Origin of the sequence: Cobetia sp. SIMBA_158, from assembly GCF_046566945.1 — a bacterium.
Lineage (GTDB): Bacteria > Pseudomonadota > Gammaproteobacteria > Pseudomonadales > Halomonadaceae > Cobetia > Cobetia amphilecti.
Genome location: NZ_JAWJYL010000837.1, coordinates 1 through 248, shown reverse-complemented (window position 1 = coordinate 248; position 248 = coordinate 1). Strand labels below are relative to the sequence as shown.

The following is a 248-nucleotide window of genomic DNA, read 5'->3' as shown; positions in this document are numbered from 1 at the left end:
AGTTGAAACGCTCCACCAAGACTTACTACAAGAACTCAATAGCAACGACGATATCAGTCTTGATATTAGCGATGTAGTGTCTGCAGATACTGCATCTATTCAGCTGTTATGTGCGCTTCAAAAACACTTGCTTACCATCCAACACAAAATTATATGGGTCGGCAGTAGTGCAGCATTAGCACATACCATTAATCAGCTTGGCTTAGGGCATTATTTAACAATCGAAAGAAATAGTTAGAGGTTTATAT

At 38.7% G+C, this 248-nt stretch carries 1 protein-coding gene; it reads left to right on the top strand.

Going from position 1 to position 248, the window contains the following annotated elements; translation table 11 throughout:
• Window positions 1-238 (top strand): STAS domain-containing protein (locus R2R70_RS22180; protein WP_410979227.1); only part of this gene is annotated, 238 nt, incomplete at its 5' end.
• Window positions 239-248 lie beyond the last annotated feature (10 nt).